This window comes from Streptomyces sp. CC224B, from assembly GCF_030010595.1.
In the GTDB taxonomy this organism is placed as follows: Bacteria; Actinomycetota; Actinomycetes; order Streptomycetales; family Streptomycetaceae; genus Streptomyces; species Streptomyces longispororuber.
The window spans coordinates 48,817-65,966 of sequence record NZ_JASCXL010000053.1 but is presented as its reverse complement, the minus strand read 5'-3'; the positions used below and the strand labels follow the sequence as shown (position 1 = coordinate 65,966).

Here is a 17,150-nt window from a genome sequence, read left to right as displayed (position 1 = left end):
GGGGGGTTCGCCCCCCCCCCCCCCCCCCGCTCCCCCCCCCCCGGGGGGTTGTTGGCCCCGGGGGGGGGGGCCGGTTTTTGGGGGGGGGGGGGGGGGGCCCCCCCCCCCGGGTTACGGGAAGGGGCGGGACTGGGGCGCCCCCGCGAGGACCACCCACCCCCACCCGACACCCAGGCCCCGGGCCGGGCCCGGGTGAGACCCCGCCCCCGGGCAGGGGCCCGGCCGACGCCCCGGCCCGGGCCTCGCCCGGCCGCCCCTAGACGCTGAGCACCACCTTCCCCCGGTGCCCACCCTCCTCCAGCACACGATGCGCAACCCCCGCCTCCCGCAACGGCACCACCTGATCCACCACAGCCCGCACCGTCCCGGCCTCGACCAGCGGCCACACATGCTCCCGCACAGCCGCGATGATCGCGGTCTTCTCTGCGACGGGCCGCGCCCGCAGCGACGTGGCCATGACGGCCCCCCGCTTGCGCAGCAGCGCGCCGATGTTCAGCTCGCCCTTGGCGCCCCCCTGCATCCCGATGATCGCGAGGCGCCCGCTGACCGCGAGGGCCTCCACGTTCCGGTCCAGGTACTTCGCGCCCATGATGTCCAGGATCACGTCGGCCCCCGCACCGCCCGTGGCCTGCCGGACCTCCTCGACGAAGTCCTGCTCGCGGTAGTCGATGAGCACGTCCGCGCCCAGCTCACGGCAGAACTCCAGCTTCTCCGGGCCGCCGGCCGTCACCGCGACCCGCGCGCCGAGGGCCTTCGCGAGCTGGATCGCCATGGTGCCGATGCCGCTCGCGCCGCCGTGCACGAGGAGCGTCTCGCCGGGGCGCAGGTGCGCCACCATGAACACGTTCGACCAGACCGTGGCCGTGACCTCCGGCAGCGCCGCCGCCGTCACCAGGTCCACGCCCTTCGGCACCGGCAGGAGCTGGCCCGCGGGGACGGCGACCTTCTCCGCGTACCCGCCGCCCGCGAGCAGCGCGCACACCTCGTCGCCGACCGCCCAGCCCGTCACGCCGGGGCCGAGCGCGGCGATCCGCCCGGAGCACTCCAGGCCCGGGTAGGGGGACGCGCCGGGCGGCGGGTCGTAGAAGCCCTGCCGCTGCAGCAGGTCCGCACGGTTCACGGCGCTGGCCGCCACGTCGACGAGGACCTCGCCCTCGCCGGGTACGGGATCGGGCACCTCGGCCCACTGAAGCGCCTCGGGTCCACCGGGTTCGGAGATCGTGATCGCATGCATGCGGGCGAGGCTACTCCGGCGGCGCCGGAGTCGGCCGGTGGCGCCCCACGGGCGCGCGTGACGCCCCCCGGCCCGGCCGGGTGGAGGCGGCCGCCGGTCCCCGCGCGGCGGCCTCCGGCGGACGCCGCGCCGCTGCGGGCCTCAGTCCAGCGGCCGTGCCGGCCGCCGCTGGTCCATGGCCGGCGGCTCCGGCGCCGGGGAGGCCCGGACGATCGTGATCAGCCGGTCCGTGAGCTGGAGTGCGCCGATCGCCGGGTCGTCGTACGCGAGCAGCCGGTGGCCGCGTACGACGCTGACGACCAGGTCCTTCATGTCCCGAACGCTCTTGCCCGCCTCGGCCTTTATCACCGGCCGCTCGACGAGGTCGAGGCCGCTGCCCTGCTGGATCAGGTCCTCCATGACCACGCCCGCGCTGGGGCTGAGCACCGACAGGCCGAGCAGCCGGCCCGCCGCGCTGGCGCTGGTGATCACCGCGTCGGCGCCCGACTGCTTGAGCAGCGGCGCGTTCTCCTCCTCGCGCACCGCGGCCACGATCTTCGCGTGCCGGTTGAGCTGGCGGGCGGTGAGCGTGACCAGGACCGCCGTGTCGTCGCGCTGGGTGGCCACGATGATCTGGCGGGCCTTCTGCACCTCGGCCCGCAGCAGCACATCGCTGCGCGTCGCGTCGCCGACGACCCCGGCGTACCCCTCCGCCGTGGCCGCGTCGACCACCTTGGAGCTGGGGTCGACGACCACGACCTGCTCGGGCTTCAGTCCGGTCGCCCGCACGGTCTGGATCGCGGACCGGCCCTTGGTGCCGAAGCCGACGACGACAGTGTGGTCACGCAAGTTGGACCTCCAGCGGGAAAGCCGCCATTCCTCACGGGTGCGTTCGGTCAGCACCTCGAGCGTGGTGCCGACCAGGATGATCAGGAAGAGCACGCGCAACGGCGTGATCAGCAGGATGTTGACCAGGCGCGCGCTGTCGCTGTGCGGGACGATGTCGCCGTACCCGGTCGTGGAGAGCGTCACGGTGGCGTAGTACGAGGCGTCGAGGAGGTCGACCTCCCCGTTGGCGTTGTCGTGGTACCCGTCGCGGTCGAGCCACACGATGAGGATCGTGAGCAGGAGCACGACCAGCGCCATCAGCAGCCGCTTGCCGACCTGGCGCAGGGGGCGTTCGACGACGCGCCGGGGGAGTTTGACCCGACGCGTCACCAGATGTTCGTCGGCTTGGCGCGCGATCGCGTCATGGCCGGGCAGTTTCACGTGAAACACACCTCGTTGAAGGGACCGTTCGGGCCACCGGAGCTCAACTCACCGTACTGGCCCCGCGCTTCACCCCAGGGCAGATCGAGGATCTCCACCTCCTGGTGACGGCGCGCCCCGCCCGGCCGCACCACCGCGAGCCCGTCGGCGACGGCGATGCCCCGCAGCATCGCGGGCCCGTTGTAGTGCAGCGGGACCGCGTACGGGCCCCGCATGGAGACCGGCACCAGGCGCGTGTCGCGCGGGTGCCCCTGTACGTCGTCCCGCAGGGGCATCGCGTACGGCTCGACCGCGGGGCGCCCGGCGAGTCCGCGCAGCAGGGGCGCGGCCAGGGTGAGCAGCCCGGAGACGGCGGCCAGGGGGTTGCCGGGGAGACCCACCAGGTGGCGGGGGGACGCCTGGGACCCGTGGGGTGCCTGTGGGCCGAGGGGTGCCTGGCCGGGGCTCGTGCCGGGCGTCGCGGGCAGGCGCGCGAGCAGCATCGGGTGGCCGGGGCGCACCGCGACCCCGTCGACGAGCAGTTCCGCGCCGAGGTGGCGCAGTGCGGGGTGGACGTGGTCGACCGGCCCGGACGCGGTGCCTCCCGTCGTCACGAGCACGTCGGCCGTGGAGCGGGCCAGCGCCGCGTACAGCGTGTCCGCGTCGTCGCCGAGGCGCCGGACGGCGGTCACGTCCGCGCCGAGCGCGGTCAGCCAGGGCGGCAGCATCGGGCCGAGCACGTCGCGGATGCGCCCCTCATGGGGCAGCCCCGAGGTGAGCAACTCGTCGCCCAGGACCAGCACTTCCACGGTGGGACGCGGCGCCACGGGCAGGGTGTCGTACCCGGCCGCGGCGGCGAGACCGAGCACGGCGGGGGTCACCAGGGTGCCGCGCGGCAGGAGCCGGTCGCCGTTGCGGCACTCCTGGGCGCGCGGCCGGATGTCCTGGCCGGGCACGACGTCGTGCCGGGCGTACAGGTGTCCCTTGTCGTCCACGTGCGCGTGCTCGCTGCGGATGACGGCCGTGGTGTCCCGGGGGATGCGAGCCCCGGTCGCGATCCGGACCGCTTCGCCGTCACCGAGCGGCTCCGGCCGCTCCTGTCCGGCCAGGACACCGTCGGGCAGCGCCCTCCAGGGCCCGGGCCCGGCCACGGCCCAGCCGTCCATCGCCGAGGTGTCGAACGAGGGCAGGTCGGTGAGGGCCGTCAGGGGCGCGGCGAGGACACGGCCGAGGGCGGCGGGCAGGGGCGCGAGGGCGGGGGCCTCCGGGTCCCGAGCGGCCGCCGGGACCTGGCCGGGGCGGTGCGCGGATGCCGGTCGGTCGGCCCTGGAGACCCCTGCCGCGCGGGCGGCGGCACGGGCTTCGGGCCAGGGGGTGGTGTGGCGGGACACGGGGCTTCCGGCGGCGGGGCTCGGGGCCGAGGGGGTGCCTGGGGCCGAGGAGGTGCCCCTGTCCGAGGGGCTGGGGCCGCCCTCCCGGTTGGTATGCCCCGCCGCACCAGCACCGCTGCCCGGCGCGCCGGCAGGCTGAGGATCCGGCACTGCCCGGCTGTCCTGGGCACTCTGGGGGGCCTGCGCGCTCCGGAGGTGCTGGGCGTTTGGGGGGTGCTGGGCGTTTCGGGGGGTGTCGGCGCTCGGGGGGTGCGGAGGGGCCTGTTCCTCTCCCGTGCCCCGGAGGAGCTGCTCGTCGTCCTGGGCCTGACCGTGTGCCGCGCCCGCGGGCCCGCGGGTGCCGCCCCGGCGGGCCGCGCCCCCGCTTCCGGGACGGGCGTCGTTCGCCAGGGCCAGGGCCTCATCGAGTTCGGCGTCGGCCGAATGGGGCCCGCTCACGAGGTCTCCGGGGCCGAGGGGGAGGAGCCGTCGGGGGCCGCCGGGCCGGGGGCGGGCCGTGCTGCAGCGCCCTCCCCCTGGGCCGCGGGAGCCTCGCCGGAGGGTGCCCCGCTGTCGGGCGCCGCCGCTGTCGAGGGTGTCCCGCCCGAAGCCGTCTCCTGCTCCCAGCGGGCCGCCAGGACGGCCGCCTTGCGTGCCGCCTCCGCCACGGCCTGCGGCCCGCCGCCCGCCGTACCGACCCGCCCCGCCGCGTACCCGACCAGGAAGGTCGTCAACGGCGCGGCAGGGCGGGCCACTCCGTGCGCGGCGTCACGGGCCAGGTCGAGCAGGGCGCCGGTGTCGACGTCGAGGTCGATGCCCAGTTCGTCCTTGACTGCGGAAATCCATTCATCCAACACGTGCCCATGCTCCCTGATCCGCGCGCGGGCGGCGGCGATGTCGTCCCAGGTGTCGCAGTCGAACGCGGCCAGCGTCTCCGGCACGCGGACAAGCTCCAGGGCCCCGGTGAGCAGCCGCAGCGGCAGCCCGGCGAGCCCGCGGCGCTCCACGACGGGCTCGAACTCGCCCTGGGTGGGGCCTTCGCCGCCGCCCGCGGCGAGGCGGTCGAGCTCCCGGCGCAGCGCCGCCCTCCGGTACGCCGCCACCAGGGGCTGGTCGCGGCCCTCGGGGTCCGTGAGCAGCGCGCCGTCGGCCGTACCCACCGCGCCGACGAGGCGGCGTACCGTCTCCTCGCGCAGGAACGGCAGGTCGGCGGAGAGCACCACCACCAGGTCGGCGCCGGTGCGGCGCAGGCCCGCGTCGAGCGCGGCCAGCGGTCCGCCGCCCGCGGGCCGCTCACGCGCCCACACCACGGGCCGCGAGGTGGGCCGGGGTGCCGCGACGACGACAGTCGTACCGGCGTCCGCGCAGGCGGCGAGGACGCGGTCCAGCAGCGCCCGGCCGCCCACCCGCACGCCGGGCTTGTCCGCGCCGCCCAGACGGGCCGCGCGGCCTCCGGCGAGCACGACGGCGTCGAACGCCGCCGCGCCGCGTGCCGAGTTCGAGGTCATCCCCCGAGTATGGGCGCAGGGGGTGCCGTCACCACCATCCCGGGTGTCACTCCGGCCTCAGAGCCCTCGGCGGAGCACCGGAGCGGCACGTGCCCGGGCCCTTCCCGCGGCCCGAGGACCGCCCAGGCGGCCTGTGCCGGCGCGGCGGGTCACACCGTGCGCAGCAGCACCGCCGGCTGCTCGACGCAGTCCGCCACGAAGCGCAGGAAGCCGCCCGCCGTGCCGCCGTCGCACACCCGGTGGTCGAAGGTGAGCGAGAGCTGGACGACCTGCCGCACCGCCAACTCGCCCTGGTGCACCCATGGTTTGGGCACGATCCGGCCGACGCCCAGCATGGCCGCCTCGGGGTGGTTGATGATCGGCGTGGATCCGTCGACCCCGAACACCCCGTAGTTGTTCAACGTGAAGGTGGACCCCGTCAGTTCCCCGGGAGTGAGCGTCCCGGCGCGCGCCGACTCCGAGAGCCGTGCCAGTTCGGCGCCGAGCGACTCGGTGTCGCGTGCGTGCGCGTCCCGTACGACCGGCACGACGAGCCCGCGGTCCGTCTGCGCGGCGAAGCCGAGGTGGACCTCGTCGAGCCGGACGACCTCGCGCGCCTCCACGTCGACCGTGGAGTTCAGCTCGGGGTGGCGGGCGAGGGCGGCCGTGCAGATCCGGGCGAGCAGCGCCAGTACGGACACCTTCGGCCCACCCGCCGCGTTCATCGCCGTGCGCGCGCGCATCAGCTCCGTCGCGTCGGCGTCGACCCAGCAGGTGGCGTCCGGTATCTCGCGCCGGCTGCGGGACAGCTTGTCCGCGACGGCACCGCGCACGCCGCGCAGCGGGATCCGCGTCCCGGCGGCCGCGGTCCGGCCCCCGCCGGGCCCGGCCCCCGCCGGGCCGCCGGACGTGGCGCCCAGGGCCGGTGCCGTGCCCCGCGCGGCGGGCGCCGGGCCCGTCTCCGCGACCCGCACGGCCGAAGCCGCCGAGGCCCGCATCGCGTCCTCCACGTCGGCGCGCAGGATCAGCCCGTCCGGCCCCGAGCCCGCCAACGCCCGCAGGTCGACCCCGTTCTCCCGGGCCAGCCTGCGCACGAGGGGGGAGATGACCGGAACAGGTCCGTCCGCTTCCACCGCGGCCGCCCCGCGCACCGGGCCGCCCTCCTGGCCTGTGTAGTCCTCAAGGCGCACGGGGCCCTCCGGGGCAGGGCTGCCCGGCCACGCCGGCTCCCTCTCGCGCCCCGGGCCCTGCCGGTGCGAAGGCCCATCCGCACGCGGAAGGCCGTCCCCGCGCGCGGGGCCCGGCTCCGGTGCCGGCCGCGCGGACCGCACCCGGCGCCGGCGCGCGGGCGCCGCGGCCGTGCCGTAGCCGACGAGCACGTTCCCGGACCTCTCGCCCGCGCCCGCCGCGTCCCCAGCACCCGGGGCAGCGCCATCGGCGCCCCCGCCGACGGGAGAACCCGCCGGAGCGCCCACCGCGACCGTCAGGAGCGGCGCGCCGACCGGCAGTTCCGTGCCTTCCTCGCCGAAGCGGGCCGTGACCACGCCCGCGTACGGGCACGGGACCTCGACCATCGCCTTGGCCGTCTCGACCTCGACGACCGGCTGGTCCACCTCGACGACGTCGCCGACCTGCACCAGCCAGCGCGTGATCTCCGCCTCCGTGAGCCCCTCACCGAGGTCGGGCAGCTTGAACTCCAGGACCTGCGCCATCAGCTCTCCGCCTCCCACTGCAGCCGCGCCACGGCGTCCAGGATGCGGTCGACGCCCGGCAGGTGGTGCCGCTCCAGCATCGGCGGCGGATAGGGGATGTCGAACCCGGCGACCCGGAGCACCGGCGCCTCCAGGTGGTGGAAGCAGCGCTCGGTGATCCGCGCGGCGATCTCCCCGCCCGGTCCGCCGAAGCCGCTCGCCTCGTGCACCACGACCGCGCGCCCCGTACGCCGCACGGACGCCGCCACCGTCTCGTCGTCGAACGGCACCAGCGAGCGCAGATCGACCACTTCGAGGTCCCAGCCCTCCGCCCGCGCCGCCTCGGCGGCCTCCAGGCAGACCGGCACCGACGGGCCGTACGTGATCAGCGTGGCGCTGCGCCCGGCGCGGCGCACCACGGCCTTGCCGAGGGGCTCCACCGGCTGCGGCGCATCCGGGTTCCACTCGGCCTTGGACCAGTACAGGCGCTTGGGCTCCAGGAAGACCACGGGGTCGTCGGAGGCGATGGAGGCGCGCAGCAGGCCGTAGGCGTCGGCGACCGTGGCGGGCGTGACGACGTGGAGCCCCGGCGTGGCCATGTAGTACGCCTCGGAGGAGTCGCTGTGGTGCTCGACGCCGCCGATCCCGCCGCCGTACGGCACCCGGACGGTGATCGGCATCGGCAGCGCGCCCCTGGTGCGGTTCCGCATCCGCGCCACGTGCGAGATGAGCTGCTCGAAGGCGGGGTACGCGAACGCGTCGAACTGCATCTCGACGACCGGGCGGAGGCCGTACATCGCCATGCCGACGGCGGTCCCCAGGATGCCCGCCTCGGCCAGCGGCGTGTCCGTGCAGCGGTCGTCGCCGAACTCCGCGGCGAGCCCGTCGGTGACCCGGAAGACACCGCCGAGCGTGCCCACGTCCTCGCCCATGACGTGCACGGTCGGGTCCTCGGCGAGGGCGTCGCGCAGGGCGCGCCCCAGGGCCTGCCCCATGGTGGCCGGCTTCACGGCGACAGTGGTCATCGGCCCGCCCCGTCCGTCTCGGCCTCGGCCTCCAGCTCGGCCCGCAACTGTGCCGCCTGCTCCCGCAGTTGCGTGGTCTGCTCGGCGTACACGTGCGTGAACAGGTCCATCGGGTCGAGCACCGCGTCCTGGTTCATCCGCTCCCTGAGGTCGGCGGCCATGGCTTCGGCGTCCTCGCGCACCGCCCGGCTGTGCTCCTCGTCGAGCAGCCCGCGCGCGGCCAGCTCCCGTTCCACGAGCAGGACGGGGTCGTGGTCGCGCCAGGCCTCGACCTCCTCGTCCGGGCGGTAGCGGGTGGCGTCGTCCGCGTTGGTGTGCGCCTCCATGCGGTACGTCACCGCCTCCACGAGCGTGGGGCCGCCGCCCTCGCGGGCGCGCCGCACGGCCTCGCCGAGCACCTCGAGCACCGCGACCGCGTCGTTGCCGTCCACCAGGCGGCCCGGCATGCCGTACCCCACGGCCTTGTGGGCGAGGGAGGGCGCCGCCGTCTGCTTGGCGAGCGGTACGGAGATCGCGAAGCCGTTGTTCTGCACCAGGAAGACCGCCGGCGCCTGCCAGACGGCCGCGAAGTTCAGGGCCTCGTGGAAGTCGCCCTCGCTGGTGCCGCCGTCGCCGACCATGGCGAGCGCCACCACGTCGTCGCCCTTGAGGCGCGCGGCGTGCGCGAGGCCCACGGCGTGCGGGAGCTGGGTGGCCAGCGGGGTGCACAGGGGCGCCGTCCGGTACTCGCGCGGGTCGTACCCGGTGTGCCAGTCGCCGCGCAGGAGCGTCAGGGCACGTACCGGGTCGAGGCCGCGGGCGACGGCCGCGAGCGTGTCCCGATAGCTGGGGAAGAGCCAGTCGCGCTCCTCCAGGGCGAGGGCGGCCGCTATCTCGCACGCCTCCTGGCCGGTGCTGGAGGGGTAGACCGCGAGCCTGCCCTGCTTGGTGAGGGCCGTCGCCTGCGTGTTGTACCGCCGCCCGCGCACCAGCTCGGCGTGCAGCCGCAGCAGCAGCTCGGGGGCCACCTCGGACGCCGCCTCGGTGCCGAGCACCCGGTACGGCGCCGCGTCCGGCAGCAGCGGCGCGGGGTCGGTCCTGGCCTGCCATGCGGGAGGCGGGGCCGGCCGGTAGGCGCCCCTCTGCTCCATGACCGTCATGACGGCACCTCCTGGGGGGATGCTGAGAGGAGCGGTCTCCTCGTGGGAGCGGCAACAGAGGCGCAGCGGTGTGACGCGCCTCACCTACCGATTGTTCGGTCGACGGCACATTTTGGCTACAGGCACCTTCAGGCTGTGGACAAACGGTTCTCCACAGCCTGGGATGGACGCACAACGTCCATGGTAGGGAGGCGGGGGGACATGGCATCTGAACGAATGGCCGACAAGCGGGACGGGAGCCGGCCGCTGCCTCCGCCCCGCCCGCTGGACGCCATCGACCGCGACATCCTGCAGATCCTGCACACGGACGGGCGCGCCTCGATAAGGTCCGTGGCCGAGCGCGTCCACGTGTCGCGGGCCAACGCCTACGCCCGCATCAACCGGCTGATCGAGGACGGCGTCATCCGGGGCTTCGGCGCCCGCGTCAACTACGAGCGGGCAGGCCAGGGCGCGTCCGCGTACATCACCCTGAAGATCGTCCAGAACACCTGGCGCACGGTCCGCGAGCAGTTGCGCACCCTGCCGGGAGCCGCCCACATCGCCCTGGTCAGCGGGGACTTCGACGTCCTGCTCCTGGTGCACACGCCGGACACGCGCGCGCTGCGGGAGCTGGTCCTCACCCGGCTCCAGTCCATCCCCGAAGTGCTCAGCACACGCACCCTGCTGGTCTTCGAGGAGGACGACCTGGACATGGAGAGCTGAGGCCCGGCCGGCCCGCGGGCGGCGTCGCGGACCGGCCGGCGGCTACCGCCGGGTCTCAGCCATTCGTCCGCAGTCCGCCGAAGGCGAACTGCACCACGGCGTCGGCGATCTCCACGCCGTCGGCGGCACCCCGGACGTCCGGCCGGTACCACTCCACGATGGAATTGATCATTCCGAAGAGCAGCCGGGTGGCGAGCCGCAGCTCGACGTCCGAGCGCAGGTCACCGTCCGCCACGGCCTCCTTGAACAGGGCCGCCACCTGGTGGTCGAAGTCCCTGCGGCGCTCCATCGCCCACCGCTCGGTGTCGGTGTTGCCGCGCACGCGCAGCAGCAGCGTCACGTAGGGCAGCTCGGCGACCAGCACCTCGACGGTGCGGCGCGTGACGTACTCCAGGCGGTCCACCGCCCTGCCCACGCGCGCGGGGTCCTCGGTGAGTACGGCGAAGAGCCCGTCGAGCGCCCGGTTCACCGCGCGCCGCAGCAGCTCCTCCTTGCCCGCCACGTGGTGGTAGATCGACGACTTGGAGATGCCGGCCGCCTTGGAGAGGTGCTCCATGGACGTGCCGTCGTACCCGCGCTCGTTGAAGACCCGTACGGCGACTTCGAGGAGGGTCTGCGGGGTGTAGGTGTCGCGTCGTGCCGTGCTCATCCGTTCTCCTCCCGCGCGGCCGCGTGGCGCAGCCCCTGCGAAGGGGCGTACCGCCCCGTGGGGTACTCGCCGTGCACGCTGTCGAGGAACTCGGCCACCCAGGGCAGGCCGACCGCCGTGCCCCAGGTCAGCGGCCCGCGCGGGTAGTTGACGCCCAGGCGCATGGCCGTGTCGATGTCGTCCGCGGTGGCCACGCCGCGCGCCACGGCGTCGTGCGCGAAGTCGACGAGCATCGCGACGGTGCGCGCGACGATCAGGCCCGGGGTGGCGCGGACGACGCTGACCTCCTTGCCGAGCGCCTGGAAGAGACCCACCGCCTCGCTCAGGCCCTGGTCCCCGACGCGTACGTCGCGGGCGAGCGCGATCCTGGTGGCGGACGCGTAGTCCAGGGCGAGGTCGAACTCGACGGTGGGCGCCGCGGCGGTGTGCGGGGACCCGCCGCAGACCAGGGACAGGCGCGTACCGCTGGGCAGTTCGATCCAGCCGGGGTACGGCCCGCCCTGGGTGGCGTCCCGGTCGACGCGGATGCCCGCGCCCTCGATGAGACCGACGAGCGCGGCGGCCTGGAACAGCTCGCCGTGCACGGTGACGGCCTCCGGGGCGTCGGCGGGCCCCGCGGTGTGCGGTGCGGGGCGCGGGGCGTCGTCGCCGTACGCGTACCAGCCCTGCCCGGTCTTGCGTCCCAGGCGCCCCGCCTGGACGAGGCGGCGCTGGGCGAGGGACGGGGTGAACTTCGGGTCCTGGAAGAACGACTCCCACACCGAGCGGGTGACGGCCTCGTTCACGTCCTGGCCGATGAGGTCGGTGAGTTCGAAGGGGCCCATCGCGAAGCCGCCGCACTCGCGCAGCACGGCGTCGATGGTCGCCGGGTCGGCCACCTGCTCCTCGTACGCGCGCAGCGCCTCGGCGTAGAAGGGCCGCGCGACCCGGTTGACGATGAACCCGGGGGTGTCGGCGCAGCGCACCGGGGTCTTCCCCCAGGCCTGTGCCGTCGCGTACGCGCGCGTGGCGGCCGCTTCGTCGGTGGCGGCGCCGCTGACGACCTCCACCAGGGGCAGCAGGGGCGCCGGGTTGAAGAAGTGCAGCCCCACGAAGCGGCCGGGCCGGGACAGCGCGCCCGCGATCGCGGTCACCGACAGCGACGAGGTGTTGGTGGCGAGCAGACAGTCCTCGGAGACGGCCTCTTCGAGCTCCTGGAACAGCCGTTGCTTGACGTCCAGCCGCTCCAGGACGGCCTCGACAACGAGGCCGCACCCGTCGAGGTCGGCCGTCGTGTCGACCGTCCGGAGGCGCCCGACGGCGGCGGCGCGGGCGTCCGCGTCGAGGCGGCCCTTCGCCACGAGCCGGTCCAGACGTGCGGTGATCGCCTCGGCCGCCTTCTTCGCGAGTCCGGGGGCGGCGTCGTACAGCCGCACCGGATGTCCCGCCACCAGCGCGACCTGGGCGATGCCCTGGCCCATGGTGCCGGTGCCGACGACGGCCACCGGGCTGCTGAGATCGAGTGCTGTCATGCTCGCGATCCTCCCGCACAAGGGTCCTGGCCAGGGGTTCGGGGTGGGTGAGGGAGGTTTTCCACAGCTTCGGCGGACCCCCTTGTCCCGACCGATCGTTCGGTTACTCTAGCCCTGTCCAGTCGTTCCTGCCCACTGTCCCTGCCCCGCTCGCCAGCTCGAAGGAGAGCTGACTCGACGAGGAGTTGGTCCGCCATGGCCGCCGAACTCACCGCGCACCCGCTGATCGCCAAGCACCGGCCCACGCTCGACCAGGCGCTGGAGGCCATCAGCACGCGCGCGTACTGGTCGCCGCACCCCGAGCACCCGAAGGCCTACGGGGAGAACGGCAGCCTGAGCCTGCCGGAAGGCAAGGCCGCCTTCGAGTCCCTGCTGAACCAGCGCTTCGACCTCGACCAGCCGGGCACGGACGACTGGACGGGCGGCGAAGTCTCGCCCTACGGCCTGGAGTTGGGCATCACCTACCCGCACCCGGACGTGGACACCCTGCTGCCCGCGATGCGCGCGGCGATGCGCGCCTGGCGGGACGCGGGCGCCGAGGTCCGCGCGGCGGTCTGCCTGGAGATCCTGGCGCGCATCAGCGCCCGGACGCACGAGTTCGCGCACGCGGTCATGCACACCAGCGGCCAGGCCTTCATGATGGCGTTCCAGGCGGGCGGCCCGCACGCCCAGGACCGCGGCATGGAGGCGGTGGCGTACGCCTACGCCGAGCAGGCCCGCACCCCCGCCACCGCCGCGTGGCACAAGCCCCAGGGCAAGCGCGACCCCCTGGTGCTCGACAAGCGCTTCACGCCGGTCGGCCGCGGCGTCGCCCTGCTGATCGGCTGCAACACCTTCCCGACGTGGAACGGCTACCCGGGCCTCTTCGCCTCCCTGGCCACGGGCAACGCGGTCCTGGTCAAGCCCCACCCGCGCGCGGTGCTGCCCCTCGCCCTGACCGTGCGCGTCGCCCGCGAGGCCCTCGCCGACGCCGGCTTCGACCCCAACCTGGTCGCGCTGGCCGCGGAGCGCCCCGGCGAAGGCATCGCCAAGACCCTCGCCGTCCGCCCCGAGATCAAGATCATCGACTACACGGGCTCGACCGCCTTCGGCGACTGGCTGGAGGCCAACGCCCGCCAGGCGCAGGTCTACACGGAGAAGGCCGGGGTCAACACGGTCGTCATCGAGTCGACCGACAACTACCAAGGCATGCTGGCGAACCTCGCCTTCTCCCTGTCGCTCTACAGCGGTCAGATGTGCACCACCCCGCAGAACCTCCTGATCCCGCGCGGCGGCATCGACACGGACGCGGGCGCCAAGTCGTACGACGAGGTGGTCACGGACCTCGCGGGCGCGGTGTCCGGCCTCCTGGGCGACGAGGCCCGGGCGAACGGCATCCTGGGCGCCCTGGTCAACCCGGACGTCAAGGCGCGCCTGGAGGCGGCGGCCGGCCTCGGCGAGGTCGCACTGGCCTCGCGGGAGGTGGCGAACGCGGAGTTCCCGGAGGCCATGGTGCGCACCCCGGTGATCGTGAAGCTCGACGGCGCGAAGCCGGACGCCGAGGCCGCGTACCTCAGCGAGTGCTTCGGCCCGGTGTCGTTCGCCGTGGCGGTGGACTCCGCGGCCGACGCGGTCGAGCTGCTGCGCCGCACGGTGCGGGAGAAGGGCGCCATGACGGTCGGGGCGTACACCACGTCCCAGGAGGTGGCGTCCATGGTCGAGGAGACCTGCCTGGACGAGAGCGCCCAGCTCTCGCTGAACCTGACGGGCGGGGTGTACGTGAACCAGACAGCGGCGTTCTCGGACTTCCACGGCTCGGGCGGCAACCCGGCGGCGAACGCCGTGCTGTGCGACAGCGCGTTCGTCGCCAACCGCTTCCGGGTGGTGGAGATCCGCAAGGAGGCGTGAGCCGGGCGGCGTTCCCCGGGGCCGGGCGGCGTCCTCGGGGTCCGGGCGGCGTCCCCGGGGCCCGGTCGGCGCGTCCCCGGGGCCCGGTCGGCGCGTCCCCGGGGCCCGGTCGGCGCGTCCCCGGGGCTCGATCGGAGGCTCCGGGGATCGATCGGAGGCTCCGGGGCCCGGTCGGCGGCTCCAGGGCCTGATCGGTGCTCCGGGGCCCGGTCCGCGTGGGCCGGGCTCCCCTGGGGTCAGCTCTTCGCTGCCGCCGGACCGTGCTGCGCCGACCAGTGGAACAGCGTCATGCCGACGCTGGTGGCCAGGTTGTAGCTGGACACCTGCGGGCGCATCGGCAGGGACACCAGGTGGTCGGCGCGGGCCCGGACCTGCGGTGACAAGCCGCTGCGCTCGGAGCCGAAGGCCAGGACGGCGTCGTCGGGGAGGGTGATCCCGCGGATGTCGTCACCCTCGGCGTCGAGCGCGAACAGCGGTCCCTCGGGCAGCGCGCCGTCGTCCAGGCGCTCCACCGCCGTCGCGAAGTGCAGGCCCGCGCCGCCGCGGACGACGGTGGGGTGCCAGGGGTCGAGCGTGCCGGTGGTCACCACGCCCGTGGCGCCGAAGCCGGCCGCGAGGCGGATCACCGCCCCGGCGTTGCCCAGGTTGCGCGGGTCGTCGAGGACGACCACGGGCGCGGTCCGCGGCCTGCGCGCCAGCGCCTCCAGGTTGGCGGCCCGGGACGGGCGGTCCGCGAGGGCGGCCACGGCCGTGGGATGCAACCGGGGCACCAGGGCGCGCAGCGTCGCGTCGTCGGTCTCGACGAGCAGCGCGTCCAGCGTGTCCGCCACATCCGGCGCCAGGTCCGCCGCGAGGGCCAGGGCGCCCGTCTTGTCGCTGGTCAGCGCCACGGGGACGGACGCGCCGAAGCGCAGCGCGTGCTTCAGGGCGTGAAAGCCGTCGAGCAGCACCGCCGCTCCGGCCAGCCCGCGCCACAGCCGCACCGCGTCCACCGGCGGCCCGCCGCCCTCTCCCGTACCGCTCATGCCCCGAAGCCTACGTGCGCCTGCCGGGCCTCCTCGTGCCCCTGCCCGGCCTCCTGACGGGCGGGCACGCCGTCCTGGGGGTGCTGGTGCGGCACCGCGCGGCCCCGGAGGGCACGGGGCACCGGAAGCCGCGCGGACAGCGCTCCACGCGCGCGTGCCAGCCCGTTCCCCAGCCGCCGCAGGAAGGACGCCGGCAGGAACACGGCGTCGGCCGCGATCATCGCCAGCGAGAAGAACGGCAGCCCCAGCACCACCGCGATGACGGCGTGCTCGCAGATCATGACCGCCAGCAGCACGTTCTTGACACGCCGGTTGAGCAGCGTGAACGGAAAGGCCACCTGCACGATGACCGTCCCGTACGTGATCAGCATGACCATCGTGCCCTGGGAGGAGAGCAGCTCGGACAGGGCGGGCCAAGGAGAGAAGTAGTCGAGGTTCAGCGGGTAGTAGACGGCCGTGCCGTCCTGCCAGCGGCTCCCCTGGACCTTGTACCAGCCCGCCGTCGCGTAGATCAGACACGCCTCGACCATGATCACGAGCAGGGCGGCGTTGTGCGCGAGGTTGGCCACGACGTCGAGCAGCCGGCGCGGGGCACCGTACGGCGACCGCCGCCCGGCGGCCCACCACAGCCCCTGGGACGCCCACATGCCCCAGAAGAGCACCGGCCAGAACCGGTCGAGCTCCCCCATGCCCGTCACGAGGGCCAGCGCGATCCCGAGCACCCACCACAGGACCGGGCCGACACGGTCGGCCGCGCCCGGGACGCCCGTACGGTCCCCTTCGACGGCACGGCCCAGGGAGTCGGCGTCGCGCAGGGTGTCGGCACGACCCAGGGTGTCGGCACGGCCCGGGGAGCCGGCACGGGCTCCACGCGCGCGTGGACGCCGTCGGGCGTCCAGCGACCACACCTGGCCGCAGCGCGTGAACACGAGGTAGATCGCCATCAGGTGGATGACGTTGTCGCCGCCGTCCCCCATGAAGATGCTGCGGTTCTGCAGCGAGAGCACGCCGATCATGAACAGCACGGACATGGTGCGCGTACGCCAGCCCACGAGGAACAGGGCACTGGTGAGCACGGCGAAGGCGTAGACGAACTCGAACCACAGCGTCGAGTCCGACCACATGAGCACCGTGAACGCGCCGTTCCCGGAGATCATCTCCCGCGCCATGTCCCAGCCCCAGGGGCTGTCGGGCCCGTACAGCTCGTGGCGGTGCGGCAGTTCGCGCAGCAGGAAGAACAGCCACGTCGCCGCGAAGCCGATCCGGACCACCGCGGTCTGGTACGGCCCGAGGGCGTGGGCGGTGACGCGCTGCAGGCCGCGCGCGAGCGGGTCAAGGCGCGCCGCGGCGCGCCGGGCCGGGTGGCTCACCGGGCACTCCCCTCGGCGGCGACGTCCCGGCTCGCGCGCGCGTCGTCGGCCAGCGGCAGGTCGTCCGGGATCACCGACCACCAGGGCAACAGCCGCACCACCGGTTTGGTGCTGACGTTCTCGTCGCTCCACTCGGGCGGCCGTACGGCCGTGGTCCGGGACCGGATCTGCACCTGGTCGATCGTCTCCCCGCGCGCGAGGGGGTCCTGCCGGTCGATGCGCAGCAGCACGACGCGGCGGATGTAGCGCTCGGAGATCTCACCGCGCGGACCGGTGGGACGATTCTGCGCGTCGTGCGTGGACAGGAAGAAGTCCCAGGCCCGGCGCAGTTCGTTCTGCTGCGTGTGGCTCGGCAGCGGGTTGTGGTCGATGGCGGCGCCGTCCTGCGCGGACAGGTCGTACCAGGAGGTGACCCGGTGCCCGCCGTCCGCGGTACGGAGCTTCGCGCGGGCCTGCACCGAGACGTTCTGCTGGAGCGGGTTGGGCGCGAACAGCTTCCAGTTCTGCTCGAACTCCGGGTACACCCACTTGTCGATGGTTTCGCCGTGCTTCTTGCTGACGGTGTTCGCCGGGGCGACGTGCAGGAACATCATGCCGAGGTGCACGCAGACGGTGGCAGCGATCGCCGCCAGGGCGAGAACGGCGACGACCTGGTAGCGGCGGGGGAGTCCGGCGAGGCCTAGGGGGGCGGCGGGAGTGCCCGGAGCGGAGGCGCTGCCGGGCCACTCAGGTGCCGGGAACCCGCTGGGGGCGCCTGCCGCCGGGGGTCGGGCAGGGGTGCCTGCCGCCAGGGGCCGGGCAGGGGCGTCTGCCGCCGGGGACCTGACGGGGCC

The 17,150-nt window shown here is 74.6% G+C and carries 14 protein-coding genes; 2 read left to right on the top strand and 12 right to left on the bottom strand.

Annotated features, from left to right (window positions below):
• Positions 1-256: 256 nt before the first annotated feature.
• From QK440_RS21690 to pdhA, 7 genes are all read right to left on the bottom strand, one after another.
• Complete coding sequence (locus QK440_RS21690) at positions 257-1,234, bottom strand: NAD(P)H-quinone oxidoreductase (protein ID WP_282794823.1); 978 nt, start codon at positions 1,232-1,234, stop codon at positions 257-259.
• Between the two features lie 141 nt (positions 1,235-1,375).
• Positions 1,376-2,482: a potassium channel family protein gene (locus QK440_RS21685; protein ID WP_282794822.1), complete on the bottom strand. Its 1,107-nt coding sequence runs from the start codon at positions 2,480-2,482 to the stop codon at positions 1,376-1,378.
• Complete coding sequence (locus QK440_RS21680) at positions 2,479-4,248, bottom strand: molybdopterin-binding protein (protein WP_282794828.1); 1,770 nt, start codon at positions 4,246-4,248, stop codon at positions 2,479-2,481. Before QK440_RS21680 ends, QK440_RS21685 begins: the two co-directional genes overlap by 4 nt.
• 38 nt (positions 4,249-4,286) lie before the next feature.
• Positions 4,287-5,339: an NTP transferase domain-containing protein gene (locus QK440_RS21675; protein WP_282794821.1), complete on the bottom strand. Its 1,053-nt coding sequence runs from the start codon at positions 5,337-5,339 to the stop codon at positions 4,287-4,289.
• Positions 5,340-5,488: 149 nt separating this feature from the next.
• Positions 5,489-7,030, bottom strand: coding sequence for a dihydrolipoamide acetyltransferase family protein (locus QK440_RS21670; RefSeq protein WP_282794820.1), 1,542 nt, complete (start codon positions 7,028-7,030; stop codon positions 5,489-5,491).
• Positions 7,030-8,034 (bottom strand): alpha-ketoacid dehydrogenase subunit beta, encoded by a 1,005-nt coding sequence (locus QK440_RS21665; protein ID WP_282794819.1) that lies wholly within the window; start codon positions 8,032-8,034, stop codon positions 7,030-7,032. Before QK440_RS21665 ends, QK440_RS21670 begins: the two co-directional genes overlap by 1 nt.
• Positions 8,031-9,173: a pyruvate dehydrogenase (acetyl-transferring) E1 component subunit alpha gene (gene pdhA / locus QK440_RS21660; RefSeq protein WP_282794818.1), complete on the bottom strand. Its 1,143-nt coding sequence runs from the start codon at positions 9,171-9,173 to the stop codon at positions 8,031-8,033. Before pdhA ends, QK440_RS21665 begins: the two co-directional genes overlap by 4 nt.
• Before the next feature lie 216 nt (positions 9,174-9,389).
• Between pdhA and QK440_RS21655 the strand changes: the two genes are divergently transcribed.
• On the top strand, positions 9,390-9,875 hold the full coding sequence (locus QK440_RS21655; RefSeq protein WP_190135402.1) for an Lrp/AsnC family transcriptional regulator: 486 nt from the start codon (positions 9,390-9,392) through the stop codon (positions 9,873-9,875).
• 55 nt (positions 9,876-9,930) lie between these two features.
• Here the strand turns inward: QK440_RS21655 and QK440_RS21650 are convergent, their stop codons facing one another.
• Entirely contained in the window at positions 9,931-10,524 is a 594-nt protein-coding gene (locus QK440_RS21650) for a TetR/AcrR family transcriptional regulator (RefSeq protein ID WP_282794817.1), read from the bottom strand.
• Positions 10,521-12,035 (bottom strand): 3-hydroxyacyl-CoA dehydrogenase, encoded by a 1,515-nt coding sequence (locus QK440_RS21645; protein ID WP_282794816.1) that lies wholly within the window; start codon positions 12,033-12,035, stop codon positions 10,521-10,523. The genes QK440_RS21650 and QK440_RS21645 overlap by 4 nt, the downstream gene beginning before the upstream one ends.
• A gap of 195 nt (positions 12,036-12,230) precedes the next feature.
• Here QK440_RS21645 and paaN point away from each other — a divergent pair, with 195 nt between their 5' ends.
• A complete protein-coding gene (gene paaN, locus QK440_RS21640; RefSeq protein WP_282794815.1) occupies positions 12,231-13,922 on the top strand; it encodes a phenylacetic acid degradation protein PaaN in 1,692 nt (563 codons plus the stop codon).
• Positions 13,923-14,158: 236 nt separating this feature from the next.
• Here the strand turns inward: paaN and QK440_RS21635 are convergent, their stop codons facing one another.
• From QK440_RS21635 to QK440_RS21625, 3 genes are read right to left on the bottom strand one after another with little or no spacing between them, the layout of a single operon-like run.
• Positions 14,159-14,947, bottom strand: a complete 789-nt coding sequence (locus QK440_RS21635; protein ID WP_282794814.1) for a TrmH family RNA methyltransferase — start codon at positions 14,945-14,947, stop codon at positions 14,159-14,161.
• Complete coding sequence (locus QK440_RS21630; RefSeq protein WP_282794813.1) at positions 14,944-16,317, bottom strand: HTTM domain-containing protein; 1,374 nt, start codon at positions 16,315-16,317, stop codon at positions 14,944-14,946. The genes QK440_RS21635 and QK440_RS21630 overlap by 4 nt, the downstream gene beginning before the upstream one ends.
• Positions 16,314-17,108 (bottom strand): DUF5819 family protein, encoded by a 795-nt coding sequence (locus QK440_RS21625; protein WP_282794827.1) that lies wholly within the window; start codon positions 17,106-17,108, stop codon positions 16,314-16,316. Before QK440_RS21625 ends, QK440_RS21630 begins: the two co-directional genes overlap by 4 nt.
• Positions 17,109-17,150 lie beyond the last annotated feature (42 nt).

Coding starts and splice junctions, on each gene's coding strand:
- QK440_RS21690 (WP_282794823.1), bottom strand. CDS start 1,234: ATGCATGCGATCACGATCTCCGAACCCGGTGGACCCGAGGCGCTTCAG.
- QK440_RS21655 (WP_190135402.1), top strand. CDS start 9,390: ATGGCCGACAAGCGGGACGGGAGCCGGCCGCTGCCTCCGCCCCGCCCG.
- QK440_RS21670 (WP_282794820.1), bottom strand. CDS start 7,030: ATGGCGCAGGTCCTGGAGTTCAAGCTGCCCGACCTCGGTGAGGGGCTC.
- QK440_RS21665 (WP_282794819.1), bottom strand. CDS start 8,034: ATGACCACTGTCGCCGTGAAGCCGGCCACCATGGGGCAGGCCCTGGGG.
- pdhA (WP_282794818.1), bottom strand. CDS start 9,173: ATGACGGTCATGGAGCAGAGGGGCGCCTACCGGCCGGCCCCGCCTCCC.
- paaN (WP_282794815.1), top strand. CDS start 12,231: ATGGCCGCCGAACTCACCGCGCACCCGCTGATCGCCAAGCACCGGCCC.
- QK440_RS21645 (WP_282794816.1), bottom strand. CDS start 12,035: ATGACAGCACTCGATCTCAGCAGCCCGGTGGCCGTCGTCGGCACCGGC.
- QK440_RS21635 (WP_282794814.1), bottom strand. CDS start 14,947: ATGAGCGGTACGGGAGAGGGCGGCGGGCCGCCGGTGGACGCGGTGCGG.
- QK440_RS21650 (WP_282794817.1), bottom strand. CDS start 10,524: ATGAGCACGGCACGACGCGACACCTACACCCCGCAGACCCTCCTCGAA.
- QK440_RS21675 (WP_282794821.1), bottom strand. CDS start 5,339: ATGACCTCGAACTCGGCACGCGGCGCGGCGGCGTTCGACGCCGTCGTG.